This window comes from Thermodesulfobium sp. 4217-1, assembly GCF_039822205.1.
Lineage (GTDB): Bacteria > Thermodesulfobiota > Thermodesulfobiia > Thermodesulfobiales > Thermodesulfobiaceae > Thermodesulfobium.
Genome location: NZ_JBAGBW010000007.1, coordinates 1 through 15,811 on the forward strand (window position 1 = coordinate 1; position 15,811 = coordinate 15,811).

At 33.5% G+C, this 15,811-nt stretch carries 12 protein-coding genes, 1 other RNA gene and 1 pseudogene; 4 read left to right on the forward strand and 10 right to left on the reverse strand.

Going from position 1 to position 15,811, the window contains the following annotated elements; genetic code table 11:
- Positions 1-70: 70 nt before the first annotated feature.
- Positions 71-973 carry a DMT family transporter gene (locus V4762_RS03930; RefSeq protein ID WP_347314478.1) on the reverse strand — a complete coding sequence of 301 codons (903 nt, stop codon included), beginning with the start codon at positions 971-973 and terminating at the stop codon, positions 71-73.
- Between the two features lie 162 nt (positions 974-1,135).
- On the opposite strand from V4762_RS03930, the gene V4762_RS03935 reads away from it, so the two are divergent.
- Both V4762_RS03935 and V4762_RS03940 read left to right on the forward strand, forming a co-directional pair.
- A complete protein-coding gene (locus tag V4762_RS03935; RefSeq protein WP_347314479.1) occupies positions 1,136-2,275 on the forward strand; it encodes a hypothetical protein in 1,140 nt (379 codons plus the stop codon).
- Positions 2,276-2,330: 55 nt separating this feature from the next.
- Positions 2,331-3,122 carry a GGDEF domain-containing protein gene (locus tag V4762_RS03940; RefSeq protein ID WP_347314480.1) on the forward strand — a complete coding sequence of 264 codons (792 nt, stop codon included), beginning with the start codon at positions 2,331-2,333 and terminating at the stop codon, positions 3,120-3,122.
- Here V4762_RS03940 and V4762_RS03945 read toward each other — a convergent pair.
- The 6 genes from V4762_RS03945 to V4762_RS03970 all read right to left on the reverse strand — a co-directional run bounded on the left by V4762_RS03945 (position 3,110) and on the right by V4762_RS03970 (position 7,400).
- On the reverse strand, positions 3,110-3,658 hold the full coding sequence (locus V4762_RS03945; RefSeq protein ID WP_347314481.1) for a GerMN domain-containing protein: 549 nt from the start codon (positions 3,656-3,658) through the stop codon (positions 3,110-3,112). The two genes, V4762_RS03940 and V4762_RS03945, sit on opposite strands and share 13 nt — an antisense overlap.
- A complete protein-coding gene (locus V4762_RS03950; RefSeq protein ID WP_347314482.1) occupies positions 3,655-4,824 on the reverse strand; it encodes an N-acetylmuramoyl-L-alanine amidase in 1,170 nt (389 codons plus the stop codon). Before V4762_RS03950 ends, V4762_RS03945 begins: the two co-directional genes overlap by 4 nt.
- The gene (locus V4762_RS03955; protein WP_347314483.1) at positions 4,821-5,552 is read right to left on the reverse strand and encodes a hypothetical protein; all 732 of its coding nucleotides are present in this window, start codon (positions 5,550-5,552) and stop codon (positions 4,821-4,823) included. Before V4762_RS03955 ends, V4762_RS03950 begins: the two co-directional genes overlap by 4 nt.
- A gap of 82 nt (positions 5,553-5,634) precedes the next feature.
- Positions 5,635-6,114 (reverse strand): hypothetical protein, encoded by a 480-nt coding sequence (locus V4762_RS03960; protein ID WP_347314484.1) that lies wholly within the window; start codon positions 6,112-6,114, stop codon positions 5,635-5,637.
- The gene (locus V4762_RS03965; RefSeq protein ID WP_347314485.1) at positions 6,107-6,997 is read right to left on the reverse strand and encodes a lysophospholipid acyltransferase family protein; all 891 of its coding nucleotides are present in this window, start codon (positions 6,995-6,997) and stop codon (positions 6,107-6,109) included. The genes V4762_RS03960 and V4762_RS03965 overlap by 8 nt, the downstream gene beginning before the upstream one ends.
- Positions 6,987-7,400, reverse strand: coding sequence for a CoA-binding protein (locus tag V4762_RS03970; protein ID WP_347314486.1), 414 nt, complete (start codon positions 7,398-7,400; stop codon positions 6,987-6,989). Before V4762_RS03970 ends, V4762_RS03965 begins: the two co-directional genes overlap by 11 nt.
- Before the next feature lie 246 nt (positions 7,401-7,646).
- On the opposite strand from V4762_RS03970, the gene ssrA reads away from it, so the two are divergent.
- Positions 7,647-8,004, forward strand: a transfer-messenger RNA (tmRNA) gene (ssrA, locus tag V4762_RS03975).
- A gap of 63 nt (positions 8,005-8,067) precedes the next feature.
- Here the strand turns inward: ssrA and V4762_RS03980 are convergent.
- From V4762_RS03980 to V4762_RS03990, 3 genes and pseudogenes are all read right to left on the reverse strand, one after another.
- Positions 8,068-11,004: a DEAD/DEAH box helicase family protein gene (locus V4762_RS03980; protein ID WP_347314487.1), complete on the reverse strand. Its 2,937-nt coding sequence runs from the start codon at positions 11,002-11,004 to the stop codon at positions 8,068-8,070.
- A 50-nt stretch (positions 11,005-11,054) separates the two neighbouring features.
- Positions 11,055-11,138: pseudogene (locus V4762_RS03985) on the reverse strand (AlbA family DNA-binding domain-containing protein); the annotation flags it as partial.
- A complete protein-coding gene (locus tag V4762_RS03990; RefSeq protein ID WP_347314488.1) occupies positions 11,138-13,645 on the reverse strand; it encodes a site-specific DNA-methyltransferase in 2,508 nt (835 codons plus the stop codon). The gene V4762_RS03990 and the pseudogene V4762_RS03985, both read right to left, overlap by 1 nt.
- Positions 13,646-13,955: 310 nt before the next feature.
- Here V4762_RS03990 and V4762_RS03995 point away from each other — a divergent pair, with 310 nt between their 5' ends.
- Positions 13,956-15,722, forward strand: a complete 1,767-nt coding sequence (locus V4762_RS03995; RefSeq protein WP_347314489.1) for a diguanylate cyclase domain-containing protein — start codon at positions 13,956-13,958, stop codon at positions 15,720-15,722.
- Positions 15,723-15,811: the final 89 nt, after the last annotated feature.

Sequence of the window (15,811 nt, forward strand, 5' to 3'; positions counted from 1 at the left end):
TATACAAATTCAATTTTGATTTCAACGTTATATCATTTTTTCAAAAACATTGAAGAGTGGGGAAAAACCATCAAACATCTTGATGAGTCTTATCTCGCTTAATTTTCATCACAGAGTTTAAATAAATCAACAGAAGTGCTGTCAATATAAGAAAAATTCCAATAATCTCGTATTTCTCAGGCACCTCTCCCAGATGATACCAGGCCTCAAAAATTGAAAAGATTGGCACAAGCAATGAAGTTAAGCCCACCACTGAAGGAGAGATATTTTTCAAAAGATAAAGCCATAAAAACCATGCAAACCCGGTTGCCAAAACGCCTATAAAAAACAAAGCAAAGATGAGGGTTGGGTTAACGTCCATTGGCCTTGATACCTTTACAAAAAACATAAAAACGAAAACCCCCAGGAAGCCAAACAGCATTTGCCAGAACGAAAGAGTTATGCCGTCGATTTTCTCTCCCCTTCTCCAAATGAAAATTGCAACGATATTTGCAGCAGCCCACGAGAGACCACCCAATATTGCCACAATATAGCTTAAAAGATCAGAATTAGAAGACCATGGTCTTAGAATAAAAATCAGTCCAGAAAGAGCTAAGACAAAAGAAATCTTCTGCAGCAAAGATAGTTTTTCTTTGAAAAACATTACAGAAAAAAAGATGGTCCAGAATGGCATAGAATAGATTAACAAAACCACTTTGCCAGCTCCACCCCGTACAAGAGCTATATTGTAAAAGATCATCAATAAAGAGTTTTGCAAAAAACCTAAAACCATAACTAACCATAGATTTTTTGGAATTGTAAGTTTTTTTAGTGCAACTGCGATCAAAAATAAAAACAAAGTACCGATAAGAGTTCTTAACAAAGAAAGCTCAAATGGGTCGATATACTGCAAAGCCACCTTGGTAACAATTGCCGTGTATGACCATATAATTATTAAAATAAAAAACAAAAAATTAGCAAATAGATTACTCATAGGTTAAATTTTAACACCAAAAATTTAAAATCTATAACTAAAGTATTTCTTTATTTTCTTAAATTTTAAAAATCTTAAATTGAAACTACTGAAATCCTACCAATTCATAGGTTTAATGAGAAAATTATTAGAATTTGACAATTATGATGAGAATTATTTAAAATGAGTATTATGGAATTCTTAAATTTTTCTTTCAATAAAATTAAGGGGACTGAAAGAAGACAAAATAGATCAAATATTTTAAAATATTTTGTCATTACATATCTAATATTGGTGATAATATCAATAACAATAATATCCTCTTTAACAAAAACTGCTTTCAGCAATTTTATGTCATATGAAAAGTCGGAAATAAGACGCCTAACTTATCAATCATACTCTTTAATACACAATTATCTAAACTATACGAACCTTGCACTATGCGAGCTTTCTGAAAATATCAATGAATCAAAAACAAATTCAGAGATAATGTCATATATGGACAAAACTCTTAGAATGACCAAAGAAATAAAATATATACTGTTTATCGATAAAAATGGCAACACAATATCTACCTCTCCTGAATTAAATTCAGATCTCATAAAATCTTCCTCTGTCTGCCATCTGAACAGCACATATCCTTGCTACGGAGACGTCTTCTTAAAAGATGAGGAGGAATTTTCCACGACTACAAAATTATCAAATAGTGGAAAGTTGATAATAGGACGTCTATCAATAGTAGAATTTTTAAAAAGAAGTCTTCAGGCAAACTTCAAAAACTATGAAATTTCTTTTATTGATCCAGACAGAAATATATTGAGCTCAACAGTTAAAAGTCCATACATTCCAGAAACCAATTTGAAAAATCCCTACACAGACAACCTGTTTTTTGGAAAAAATACTATTTCTTCAATTTTCCCAATGTATGAAAGAGGAAAGACCATAATAGTAACATCTTATACGAAAAGTTTGATAGGCAGGTTTATAAAACTGACCATACCATTTATCTTATTTATATTATTAGGATTTATTTTATTTACTTTAACTTTTATTGCTTTTTCTTACAATCTTTCAAATTTTCTTGCCAGGCAGCAGATAAGGCTTAGTTTTAGCGAGTCTATTAGAGAGATTAACTCAATATTGATTGAAAGGACTTATTTATATGACATAACGCAAAAAATCTGCAACATATTAACTAAAATTGAAGAAATTGAGGTTTGTGCCTTCTTATTTCAGGAGAGAAACAAGATAAAGGTTAAGTCCATTCAAACTAAAGATGAAGACTTTAAAGATCAGTTTTTCAACTTTTTCAATTTTAGATAGCAGCAATCAAGAAATTATTCACTTTTATAAAAGTATTAAAAATAAAGAGTTCTATTTGATAGAAAAAATAAAAAATGATAAAAATTTTAATATTCTTAGAAGTTATGATAAATCTACCAAAATATGTTCAGCTATATTTATACCTCTAAAAATTAATAATAGCTACATATGTACTCTCACTTTATGGAGCAATAAGAAAATCTTTGATAGAGAAACAATATTGCTCTTAGAAGAAATCTCAAAAAATATTTCAAATAAGTTAGAAATTACAAACCTTGAAATTGAACAGGAAAGAATAAAAAAGAGCATAAAATATCTTGCGTATCACGACCAGTTAACTGGTCTATATAACAGATCTTTCTTAAAAGAATGTATTACAAAGATATTAAACAAAAACAAAAAAGTCCTAAATATTGCTATTTTTGAGATGGATCTGGACAAATTTAAGGCTATAAACGATACATTTGGTCACGATGCAGGGGATGAATTGCTAAAAATTGTCGCTAAAAGAATTAAATCTCTCACAAGAACACAGGATGTTTTGGTAAGGCTTGGCGGAGATGAATTTACTTTGATAGTAGAATCATTTAATTCTGAAAATGACCTTGAATTGATTGCGTCAAGAATAATAGAGAAAATATGCGAACCTTTTGTCATAAACGATGCAAAGGCAAAGATAGGCATTAGCATAGGTATAGCTTATTTTTCTGGTGAATACAACAAAGAAACAAACAAGCTGGAAAATATCTTATTTAAAACCGCGGATAACAATATGTATAAATCAAAAGCAAATGGAAGAAATATGTATATAATCTCAAAAATTAATTCAGACTATCAACCATTTTGACCCTTAATAGAATTTTTATCCACATAAGGTGCCAACACAAATCCCTCTCCTGGGAATACTGAAATTGGATTGCCATCCTTTAAAAACACAACCTTTTTTACCCCAGGAAAGCTCTCGCAGGTATATACGATTTGCTTCAGTATGTTGCTAACCCTAAATGAGCCTCTTGCCTCATAAAAAGTAGCTGGCAAATCGAGCAAAACCTTATCGTCTTCCAAGATAACTTTGTTGGGACTTACCTTTGGCAATTCGGTAAAATATCCGCTCTTGCTTTCTTCCTCTGAAGGACCTCTAAACAGTGAATTCACCAGCTCAGAAATCGTTCCAACCTGTTTTCTGACAGGGACAATCTTTCCTTGTTGCTCCCAATATATCATTGCCTCATATCTTTGACTGTGATTGACAGTAGCCGTAGATTGTTGTGAAGCGTTTGTGGAACTATTTGTATTCTGCTGCGTATTATTATTTTGATTTTCATTGCAACCAGCTAAAAAGAATAAACCAACTATAAAAACTAAGATAAGTATATTTCTCATTGATAAATCTCCTTATAAGAATCATAAATTCCCTGGGCAATCGCCTGGGCCATTTTCTCTTGGTACTCTGAATTATATACTTGAGAAGCTACCGATGGGTTGGTAATGAAATCAGTTTCAATCAATATCGCGGGCATTGTTGTATATTTTATAACCCAAAACGGCCTTCTAATTGGCCTATCTGTGTAAACTGGGTTCACCTTTGCGATGTCATTAGTCATTATACTTGCGTATCTATAGCTCTGTGGACTATAGTAATAAACTTGTGTACCATGAACAGATGGGTCAGCACAAGCGTTGAAGTGAATGCTCAAAAAAAGAGCTGCCCCATTCTCGTTTGCTATATTTACTCTTGCCTGAAGCTCAGACTCATCAGCATCATAACCTGGCATGTTTGGTCTACCCCACACATCTCTATCAGTATCTCTGGTCATTATGACCTTGAACCCCATCTTTTCCAATATGGGCTTCAAATGAAGAGCGACTCCCAATGTAGCGATCTTTTCCTGAACTCCATTCGCCACACATCCAGGATCCGAGCCGCCATGCCCAGGATCGATCACAATAAGCTTGGCGTTTTTTAACGGCGGATAAAGATTTGAATTTACTTGATTACTTTGGGTACTCTTAAGCTGAGATGTTTCAGGATTAGAATTGTTTGGCACTAGATTAGAGTTTCCTTGAGAATTTTGATTGCTTGCAAGTTGATTTTTCTCAGGAATATAATTGTAAGGAACCACTTTTGGAACCTCATTGGTTATTCCGTTTGCCAGGTTTATTAAAGGAGTGGTGCTTCCCACGCTTATAAGTATGCCGCCATCAATCTTTGAAACATTAAAACTTGCCTTAACATCGCTCCCGACAACCACTCTCACCATATCAGGAGTATTTTGGGCAAAATGAATGTTGGTTACTGTATTTGATGAGGGCATAATAGCACCCTTTTTAAGAATTTTAGACTGCTCTATGTTTAATACTATTCTTCCATCTTCCAGCCTAAAATAGCTAAATTTAGGCTCGCCCTGAATCTGGACAAAGACCGCTACCGCATCAGGGGAAGATTTAAAAAATACATTTTGAACAGTTGACAGATCTTGCGCATTAGAAACGCCGAGACTGGATAACAAGAAACATAACAAGAAAAGAATTATATTAAGATATCTCATTGAAGGGTAAACTCTTTTATAAGGGTATTTATTTCCGAACCCTGATCGACATTAAAGTATATCTTAAAAGCTTTTGCATCAGGCCATTTCGGCCAAACTCTCTGACCAGTCTCTCCGTCATATAGATCGTTAAATGACAATATTGTTCCCTGTAAATCTTGTTTTGATGGAAGCTGCCTTTCATCTGAGGGATAGATTAACTTTCCGTCTTTGTTGTAGACTTCAAACCATGCATCGACTTCTACCCATCCTTGTGTCAGTCTTTTCAATCTATCTGTCATTAGATAAACATATCTCAAAGGATCCACTGGTCTCCAGCCCATAGGGCTTACAGGGTTTGTATCAAAAAAAGAAAACACATAAAGCTTGTCAGAATTGTATTTATCCATTATATCCTTTGCGACACTTTCATCTAAAGGACCATGTGACCTATCAAGGAGAGCTTTTTTGCTAAACTCATCCACCTTTAGATCCTTATTTACAGCCACATGCATCTTTGCCTCCCTTGGATCTACGAATTTAACTTCCCCAAAATTACTAAAAAAGCTATCTTCTTTAACTGCACTTTTAACTTCTTTTAGAAAATTATCTTTTGGACCATAAAAATCAGTCAATATTAAAACAAGAGCCTTAGAGCCTTCCCTTCCTTCCGAATAACTAATTGAAGAAAAAGAAGAAACTGTAAAAATTAAAATAATCAAGAAAAATATTTTATACTTAATATACAATACCCACCAATACCAAACTTTACTTAATTATACCAACAAATATTAAAATTTGATTAAAAACAAGCTTTATTTGTCGATATTTTTAAGTTAGTTCAGAGGATTTATAAATTCCAACGTGAACTATTAGCGCATCATCAGTAGAAAATGCAATGCCCTGTTTATCATACCTTGCATAGACCTCTGCAATTGGGGAACTGTCTGGATGACTATCAGATATATTTGGTGTACCAAAAACATTTAAAGCCCTCTCAATATGGTCCCCTAAACAAATACCCTCTTTTGTCACATAAAATTTGCTCAAGAACATAACTGGAAAAACATATACGTTTACCATATTTAAAACCCAATTATCAGCAATACTTTCGTAATACATCTCCAAATTTGCGTGCTCAAATCCTTCAATTTTAAAAAACCTACGGTCAAGTTCAAAATCCTTGCTGCTTGTTGGCTCTGTATCCAAAATTTTATTAACTTCATCAGGATTCATACCCAGCCTTATATCTCCTACACCCTCACCGGGCAAGATTAACCAGGGGTTCTTTTTTCCAGGTCTATTAGCCATAAAGTTCTTTGTTTACCTCCTTAGTAGGTAAAGTCTTAAATCTCTTCTGACACCAAAGCCATTGCTCAGGATAAAGCCTTATCATCCTTTCAGTTCTCTTGGCCACCTCAGTCATAGCAAGTAAAATCCACTCATCCCTAGGCAAAGATCTATCAATTTTTATTTCTGGCTCGATGATTAGGCAGTGTTTATTTCTTTCTTTTCTAAAAGTAAAGGCAGTGTAAAGATTTACATTTCCTTTATATGCAAAGAACGCAGCTCCAGGATATGTAGAAGATTTTATCCCAAAAAAATCCACGAAAACTCCATTTTTCCCAGCATCTTGATCTGACAAGAGAGCAAATAACTTATCCGTTTTAATTATTTTTAATCCCTCTCTCAGAGAATTTTCTTTTTCTACCAGCACTATTCCTTTGGTCAGTCTAAGAAAAGAAAATAATTTGTCAATGATATCTCTAACCTGTTCTTTTACAATAACTGCTATAGGAATTCCGACACCTATAGACATTGTAGCTAAAAGCTCCCAATTGCCCAAATGGGCAGAGGCGACAATAAAAGACTTTTTCTCTTTACGTACCTGTGAAAAGTTTTCCAATCCAACTACTTCTACATTTTTCATTATTTCTTTAATATCCTTATTTCGCGCTTTTACTAACTCAATGAGGTTTAGAATATAATGCGATAAATTTTTTACTGCTACCTCGTGTTTTTTTTCATCTGACCAATCAGGAAAAACTATAGAGAGATTTTTGAGAATCAACTCCCTTGTCCTCGGCAGCAAAAAAAACAAAATATTACCACAAATAGATGAAAAAGCGCTATCCCAGCTATCTGGGATCCTCTCTATGAAAAAGATCAGGCAATCTATAATCTTAGATTTCAAACCTGAAGCTTTCCGGTGAAACGTCCATCATTAGACAGGCCTTTGATACAAAATTTATGTCATTTTTTTTGCAAAACTCAACAGCCTCTTCAGACTCTGAGCCAGGCTGAAACCATACGTTGTGAATATTTAGTTTAACCATATCATTTAGCACCGACAGTGTTTTTTCTGGAGGAATTATCAATACCACTGCCTCTGGTATCTCTGGTAAAGAGTTTATATTCGGATACACCTTAAAACCGTCAATCTCCTTTGCTGCCACGTGCACAGGATACACAGTAAACCCTCTTCCGACAAGAGTTTTAAAAACTTTATACCCATACTTTTCTTTTTTAGGACTTGCGCCAACCACTGCCCATTTTTTAAACTCTTCAAACATATTAATATTGTTTTCTACATACATTTTATATTAATTTCTCCTTTCGAAAACTGAAAATAAAAGAGCACTAAATATAATAATATCATAATCAGACTGCCAAATAGCATCTTACTTTCAAAAGCGTTATAAAAATGTGCCAACATTGCAATGAGATAATTTCAACAGTAAAACAGTGACAAATTTTCAAATAATTACATTAATTCCTCGATAAAGCAATTTATAGCATATACTTTTTTGCATATTTGATCTATAATATTATCGTAAATGAACGGGGGCGAAAGGTTTCGACATAGAGTTTTATGTAAAAGCTTGCGAGTCGAGGTGGCGTTGGCCTCGTAAAAAAACGCCAAAAAATTAACTGCCAATAATAACAGTTTAGCTTTAGCAGCTTAGTCTACTCTTCGGAGTAGATGTAACACTTTGTGTGCTCCCCTTCGACACACAATTTTAGTTTAGAGGGGAAGAAGAGAAGCTTGACCTGGACTTTTCTTCTAATAAACAGGTCTTAGTCTTCAAGAACCGTGTCCAAGGCGGGTCAAGAGGATGAAATTTAAAACTTTGGACTACACTCGTAGACGGTTTTTGCATTACTTTGTGGACGTGGGTTCGATTCCCACCGCCTCCACCAAATTAGTGAGAATTTTCTCTCTGATAGTTATTTTTCTCATTTGCAAAGCCATAACAATATTAATCATAAAATTAACTTAATTTTGTCTTCAAAATCGTCAAAATTATCAAACCAATATCTTTTATAATTTTCTCCCACTTTAGCAATATCATTAGTATAAAGAAGTAGTTTAGTAGAAATATTAAATTCGTTATATAAAAAAACTTTGTTTTCAAAAATCTTTCTGTACCCATCTACTTTGTGTTGGTAATCAGCAAAATTTGTCCCTTTGGGATCAACAAACAAAATCAGGTATCGCTTATCTTTTTGCATCCAAAAAATAAAGTCCGGCTTAAAGTTTGCCATTTTATTTTCTTTTGGATTGTAATAAGGAATTGTTACATCATCCAGCGTTTGATCAAGTTTTGAAAACATCCACCAGTCAAATTGAACAAATATATTGTTTGGTTTGGCAAGATATTCTTCCAGTTGCTCAATAAATCTTACCTCGCTATCAACATTGATAATATGGTTGAGATAATCAATTTTTTCGGTTTCTGAAACTATCATCGGAAGGTAGTAATGGTTAGCCAAATACTTGATCTTTAATCTGTCACACTTAATTTCTGGCTGAAAATCCAATTCTAATTGTTTTATTGCCTTTTTATACTTTTCTTTATCCTTTGTTCTTTCAAACTCTTCATCAATTCCCTTTTCTTTAGCCACCTTCTGAGGATAATTCTTCACCTTCCCAATTGCTTCCAGTATTTTTTGATATTTTTCGCCATCGCTAAATCTAACATGCTTGAAATGTACAATTTCATTTTTTAATTCCTTAAATTTATCAAACTCTTTGCTTTTAACACTGAAATAATCAAAAATTCGACCCAGAATTAACTCTGGCTCAAAGAGAGAGTTGCTTTCGTTAAAGTCATAGTATCGATTCTTTTTTGCAAAACTTTCTTCTGTTTTCTTTAAGATCTTCGCTTCACAATCATATTTGGCTAAAGCGATTTTATCACCTAAAAATCCATAAAACTTCGAGGTTATATCAAAATCTTCGCGGCTGATAGGATATTTTTGCGGGTCTTTTTCTTCGGCAAAAATCCTTTCAGAGTTTTTGTAAACCGGCACCAAAAGAAGATGTTTTTGCGCTTCGGGATTTAAAATAAACGCTTCGCCCAAACTCTTGTCCTGTTTTTCCGCTTTTAGGGTTGCAATTATTTCCTTCAAGTTTTCCGCGTTAGTCCCGAAAACAAACAAGCTTTCAATCGGCAAAATCAGATTTTTGGCTTTCTCAAATAATTGCTTGTCTACTTCATTTGCATTGTACAAATTTTGGAGTCTTTTTCTTTTGTTTTTCTGCGGTTCTATTCTTACGCCCCTGCCCACTGATTGCAAAACGAATTTTTTAGCATCGCTTCCAACTCCGATGTTAACAAATAGAAGTAGATTGGGTCTATTAGAATCCCAGCCCTCGTAAAAAGAGCGGGAGCCCATTAAAATGTTTATATCGGAATCATCGCTATTGATTCGCCTGAAATAACTTTCGTTCTCAAAACTTTCGTTTATTTCATATCCTTCAAGTTTGTCCTTTAGCCAGCCGGAGATATCGCCGATTTTAATTAACGCAAACGGCTTTTCGGCTGTCCTAAGTTTAAAAATCAATTCATTTCTGTTGCCTGGAATTTTCAAAACTTCAATACTACCCGGAGTTTTAGCGTTCAAAGCATATTTCAAAATATCCTCGTAATCCAATTTTGAAGCCAAGTCAGCGTTGATAGTGCACTCCAACTCCTCAAATACAAATTTAGTGTTGTCGCGAAATTCTTGGACAAGTTCCTCTTTTGCTATTTTAAGTAAATCGGCTCTAATTTCGTTTCTCGCAACTCTTTCCAGTTCCCTGAAAAATAATTCTAGATCAGCTTCTTCCACATTCACAGAATTAACCAGCGTCAAAAGTAGCGGGCAATGATACAATGAGTTATCAACTTTCCTTATTTCTTCAAAATACTTATCGATATAAGTTAATAGCAAAAGAGTTTTTAAAACGATTTTTTGCTTCTCAATTAGGGAAAAATCATCTTTACTTTTAAATGCACTAATATTTGATTGAGACACATAAATATGCTTACCATACCCTTCTTCAACGAACCTTGAAAGATTAAAATTAAACGCACAGGTCGCAAAGTCCCTTGGATCGGTAAATGTAGCTGAAAAATTAAATAAAAATCCGTTCCTTGAGAGGATAGAATATAAGATCTGCCGTTTGCTATCTTCTTTGTCTCCTTTATGAGCTTCGTCCAGAAGAATATACCATTTACCGCTATTGTCATAATTTTTGAAATTGACAATTTTTTCCTTATGTTCGTCAGAGATCAAATCAGAACGATAATAGAAAACAGTAATCTCGTTTTTCCCAAACGGTAAAGCGTTTTCGCGTTTTACACTCTCATAATCTCGCAAACTTTTAAGATTTATCTTCGTTTCAAAGTTAAAATTGTTAAACTCATCAACATGATTTTTAAATTGGTCCAAAAGGTCATCACGGTGCGTTAAAAAGAGAATATCCCGCGTCGGCAATTCTTTTTCGGCAATCAGTTTGCCCAAAAGTTCAATCAATTTCACTATAATCAGCGTTTTGCCCGAACCTGTCGCCATCCAGAAACTCATTCTGTTGATAAAGTAGGCATATGATATCTTATTCTTAATTATCGGATAATCTTCAGGATATTCCAAAAGATATTTTGCAGTTTTACTATCCTGCTTTTTCTTTAAGTCGTAATCAAAATCTTCTTCCAAACCATTAAGCTTGTAATGATCAAACAACTCCTTTTTATCAGCATTCCTGTCCTTAAAAAATAAATGCAAGGCTTTTAGGGCGTTTTTTAACGCATTTTGCTGAAAATCAAAGAGCGCTTTATCTTTTGAAAACCGCACAAAATCAAATCCTTGCCACTTTACCGGCAAGTTTTCAAAAGAAATATCATCTACGATGTTTTGGAGATGTAACTTACTCATTGCATTCTTTCCTCATTTGACTACCTTTCGCTTTTTTCTTTGTCGTTACATTCAGTATTTGCAAAAGCACAAATACACTTCAAATACTCATCCCGCCAAGATGACTTGAATTCAATAGTTTGGGATTCTTCCATCACTCCCACCAAATTAATGGCTTAATGAGTTTATAATCCAAATTTTTGGTATTGATTTTTGTTCCGTCTTCAAATTCTACCTTTCCATCGCTGATTTTCTTAATCCATTTTCCGGTACGATTTGATAAAGTTTCAGCAATGTCTATGCTTGTCCCGAGCGGAGCCGAGGGATTCGGATAGAGTTTTGATAGATCCACTTTGACTTTGTTGTTATCATAATCAATCTCCAAAGCTTTGAGCATTTTTTCGTCTTTCATAAAAACATATTCCTGATAAGGCGATGCACTTGGTCTTATAAACAAGTCACCATCTTCGTATTTGCAGTTTGCCAGGGCTTCCTCGTATTGCTCAAGTTCGTAGTATTTGAAAAATCCACCACCTTGATATTCTTTTACTTCTTTTGAAATTCCTGATTTATCATAAGCCAAAACCTTTTTCATCCTTGGCAAAATCACGCTGTAAAAATGCTCTCCCATCTCCACGCCAATCCACTTTCTTTTAAGTTTATGCGCCACTGCGGTGGTTGTGCCAGAGCCAAGGAAGAAGTCAAGGATTAAATCAGCTTCTCTAAGGGAAGAAGTCCTAATTACTCTTTCAATAACTTTTTCGTTATTTTCAGTAGTAAACCCCCATATTGAAGAGTAACCAACCCAATCGGTCCAATTATCAGTTAATTTTTGAGTTTCTGCTTCTTCGGTTTGTGGTTCTCCTTTCTCATTCAACTTAATTTTTCCTTCTTTTTCTAACTCAAATATTGATTCTTGACTTAATGCCCAATGTCTACCCTCTGGTGGCAATAATTCTTTGCCTAAAATTATTCTTGCTCTCGTAACAAACTTTCCATTCTTCTCTTTTACATTTTCTTTTGAAAACAATTTTACATATTCATTCGGGATAGTCGACCATCGAATACCGGGTAAATGCATGCCTCTCCATTTTGGTTCTTCTCTTTTCCTTGTTGCTGGTTCAAAATCATAAATATCTGATTTTGTATAGAAGAATAAAGAATCGTGCGCACTATGATACTTGTTTATTTTTTCGGTTAACTTGGCCGATTTACTCAAAATGATTTCGTTTTTATAATTATTATCGAATATGTTATCCATTATCGGTCTTACAATCCAGTTTCCATTGTAATCGCATCTTACAAAAATGCTTCCTTTTTCATTCAGCCATTTTTTGGCAAGGCGTAATCGGTTTTCAAGTAATGTTGCCCAGTTGGCATCTTTGTAATTTGTGCGATATAAAAACTGATCGGAAGAATCCAAATTAAACGGTGGATCAATATAAATCGTCTGCACTTTTTCTTTAAATTTCGGCAGAATGGTATTTAATGCCTGATAGTTCTCGCTTTTTATTAGCCAGCCGTCCAGAGATTTGTCTAAATCATCAAACTGGTCTAAAATCTCAAGTTCTAAATCCTTGAAATACTTTGTATCAATGGGTAAATGCTCGTATTCTTTTTTAATCTGCTTGCCTTCTAAAGTATCTTCAAATAAATCAATTTTGAATTTTGAATTGTCATTTTGACTTTTGATTTTTGCATTTTGAATTATCCCCAGCTCTTCCCACTCTTTCACCTGTTCGCCAAAATTCTTATGTTTGATAATCTTTTCAATGATAGCGGGAGTTATTTTGTCCAGCGTAATTACATAATTTGAATTTTTAACAAACTTTGGCTTATTCCAGATTTTTACTAACTCGTCTTCAAACTGGGAGATAAAATCAATTATTTTGAAAGCAATGTCTTTGAGGATTTGCAGTTGATTGACCCTGTCCGCGCCCCACTCTTTCGCCCCCTCCCAGAAATACTGATAACTCCAAAGCTTAAATTGCTCTTGTAAAAATGCTTTGGCATTTTTGTTAATGAAGAAATCAACCTCGCTTTGTTTTTCAAAAACTCTAAAAGCGCGTTCCAATTGTTCTTCCGTAATGCTCAAGCCTTTTCTCTTTATGGCTTTTAATATCTCGTCTTGTTTTGTTTTTGTGCCCCTCTCGGAGTATTGAACGTCAAAGACAATTGTTCTGTCTTCTTTAACTTTATCTAATTCAAAAATCAACGAGCGTTTTTCATTGGCTTTTTTATGCTCTAAACTTGAAACATCAAAATAAAATTTAAAACCATCGGATTCTATCTCTAAACTTCTGAAAATACGGTCGGTCTTTACATAGTAGAGCATCTGCGTTTTCCAAAAGAGGATGACATCTTTGTTATCAGTGTAAACCTTTTCGTAGATGTTGTTATGAAATGGCGTTGAGTTGAAATAGATTGAGCCACTTTCTGTAAAATAGCGGCTGAAAAAGGAGTAGAGCTTATCAAAAAGTTCATTCTTGAATGAGGAATATCTTTCTAATGCTTTTTCTATATCTTCTTTCAGTAATTGTTCGATTTTTCTGTAGTAATTTGATTTTATGCTCATCAAATTAACAAAACCGCCAGTGCCTTCAATCCTGGCACCGATAAAAACATCCTGTAAAGCCCTGTAAAATTTCTCTTCTTTAGTCATAATACCACCTTAGTTATTACAAATCCTTTTATTTTAATATATAAGTTCACCAAAACCCACCCAAAAAAATTTAAGAATAAAATTAGTTTAACTTTCATTAAAGTAATAAGGATAATATCATTTTATTCCAATCAAATCAAGGAGCTAATAAGTTTATTTGTTGACAAAATCAGTGTCCGTTAACACACGCTAACACAATGTGCTTGACAAAAATAAAAAAAATATTTAATCTAAGTCCAATTTGTTTAATAAGATTATATGTAAGATTTTGAAGCTTTTATTTCATTTTTTTTATATTAGTAAGGAGAAAATGCAAGAAAATAATAATATACCTTTAGAAAATAAATTTGATACTCTTAAAAATATAATTGATAACTTAGACATACCCATTTTACTTATAGATAAAAATCATAAAATTATTTTGCAAAATAAGAGCGCTTTTGATTTATTTGGTTCAAAAATAGGCGGACATTGCTGGTATGAATTATGGAATGCTAACTTCCTTCCTAAAGTTCAAAGGGAGTTTTTTGAAGAAGGGAAAGTTTTACCAACCATGCAATGCTACTTTTGCCTATCCAATATAGAACTTAATTCAAAAAAATATTTGCTTAAAGAATTATATTTTAAGGATGAATACTGGCAATTGAACTGGATATCATTAGACAAAAACAATATGTACTTGATTTATCTAATAAACTTAACTCACTCCAAAGAAAAAGAGAAAGGGCTAAAAGAAGAAAAAAATTTTTTAAGAGAAGTCATAGATCTTGTGCCAGATATGGTATGGCTAAAAGATTCTCAAAAAAGATATCTACTCGCAAATAAAGCAATATGTAATAAACTCTTACATGCAAAAAATACAAACGAGCCTGTAGGCAAAACTGACCTGTATTTTGCCCAAAGAATAAGAGCCCAAAAACCAGATGATCCAAACTTTCATACCTTTGGAGAATTGTGTATGGACTCTGATTCAGTAGTACTTGCTACTAAAAAGCGAGGTAGATTCGAAGAATACGGAAACGTAGCAGGAAAGTATCTACACCTTGATGTTATAAAAGTTCCAAGAAAAAACGAAAAAGGAGAAATAACTGCAATACTTGGAGCAGCAAGGGATGTAACAGAACAAAAGATAGCAGAAAAACAATTAAAAGAGGCCCAAGAAAGCTTAAAGCACTCACTTGCCTATTATAAAATTCTATTTGAAAAAAATGCGGCAGGTATGTTAATTATAGATAAAAACTTTACTATAATTGATGCTAATCCAACTATTTGCAAAATGCTTCTATATACCAAAGAAGAACTTATAAACAAAAACATAAACCTTATCCATAAAGATGACAAATCAATTGAAAAGTGTAGGAAACTTATCAAGAAACTCTTTAGAAAACCGAACGAAGAAATAACTATAGAACAAAATTTTAAAAGGAAAGATGGTTCAACTATTTGGATCGAGGCTACAAGTTCCTTGATCGAACTTCCAAATAATGAAAGGGCAATTATCTGGAGTGCAATAGATACTACAAACCTATATTTACTAAAAGAAAAACTTTATTTCCAGGCACTTCACGATAATCTTACAAAACTACCAAATAGACGTTATTTAAGTTTAGAACTTGCAAAGGCAATAGAACGTGTCAAAAGGCATGATCATATCCTGGCAGTTTGCATGATAGATCTGGACGATTTTAAGCCCATAAACGATACTTATGGTCACAATATAGGCGATATAGTTTTAAAAACTATAGCTCAGCGTTTAACAAACAGACTAAGAAGGGTTGATTTTGTCGCCAGACTGGGTGGTGATGAGTTTGTAATTCTATTAGAATCTATTAAAAATCCAAAGCATTTAGAAAGGATTTTTACAAAAATTGATGAAGCTATTAGCTCGCCTATTAAGATGACAGAAAATATTACTGCCAAGGTTGGTGCCAGTATTGGGGTATATCTATATCAAAAGGATGATTCTGCTACTCCCGATGATATCTTGAGATTTATTGATATAGCAATGTATGAAAGCAAAAAACAAAAGGGAAACAGAGAACATTTTTGGAAAATTTATTCAAATAAAAGCTTTTAAATTTAAATAACCCCATTTAAAGTTATATAAAAAACACTACTATCTTCATAAAAAATGATAAAATAGTATTTACATTGCTTTAAAATTAT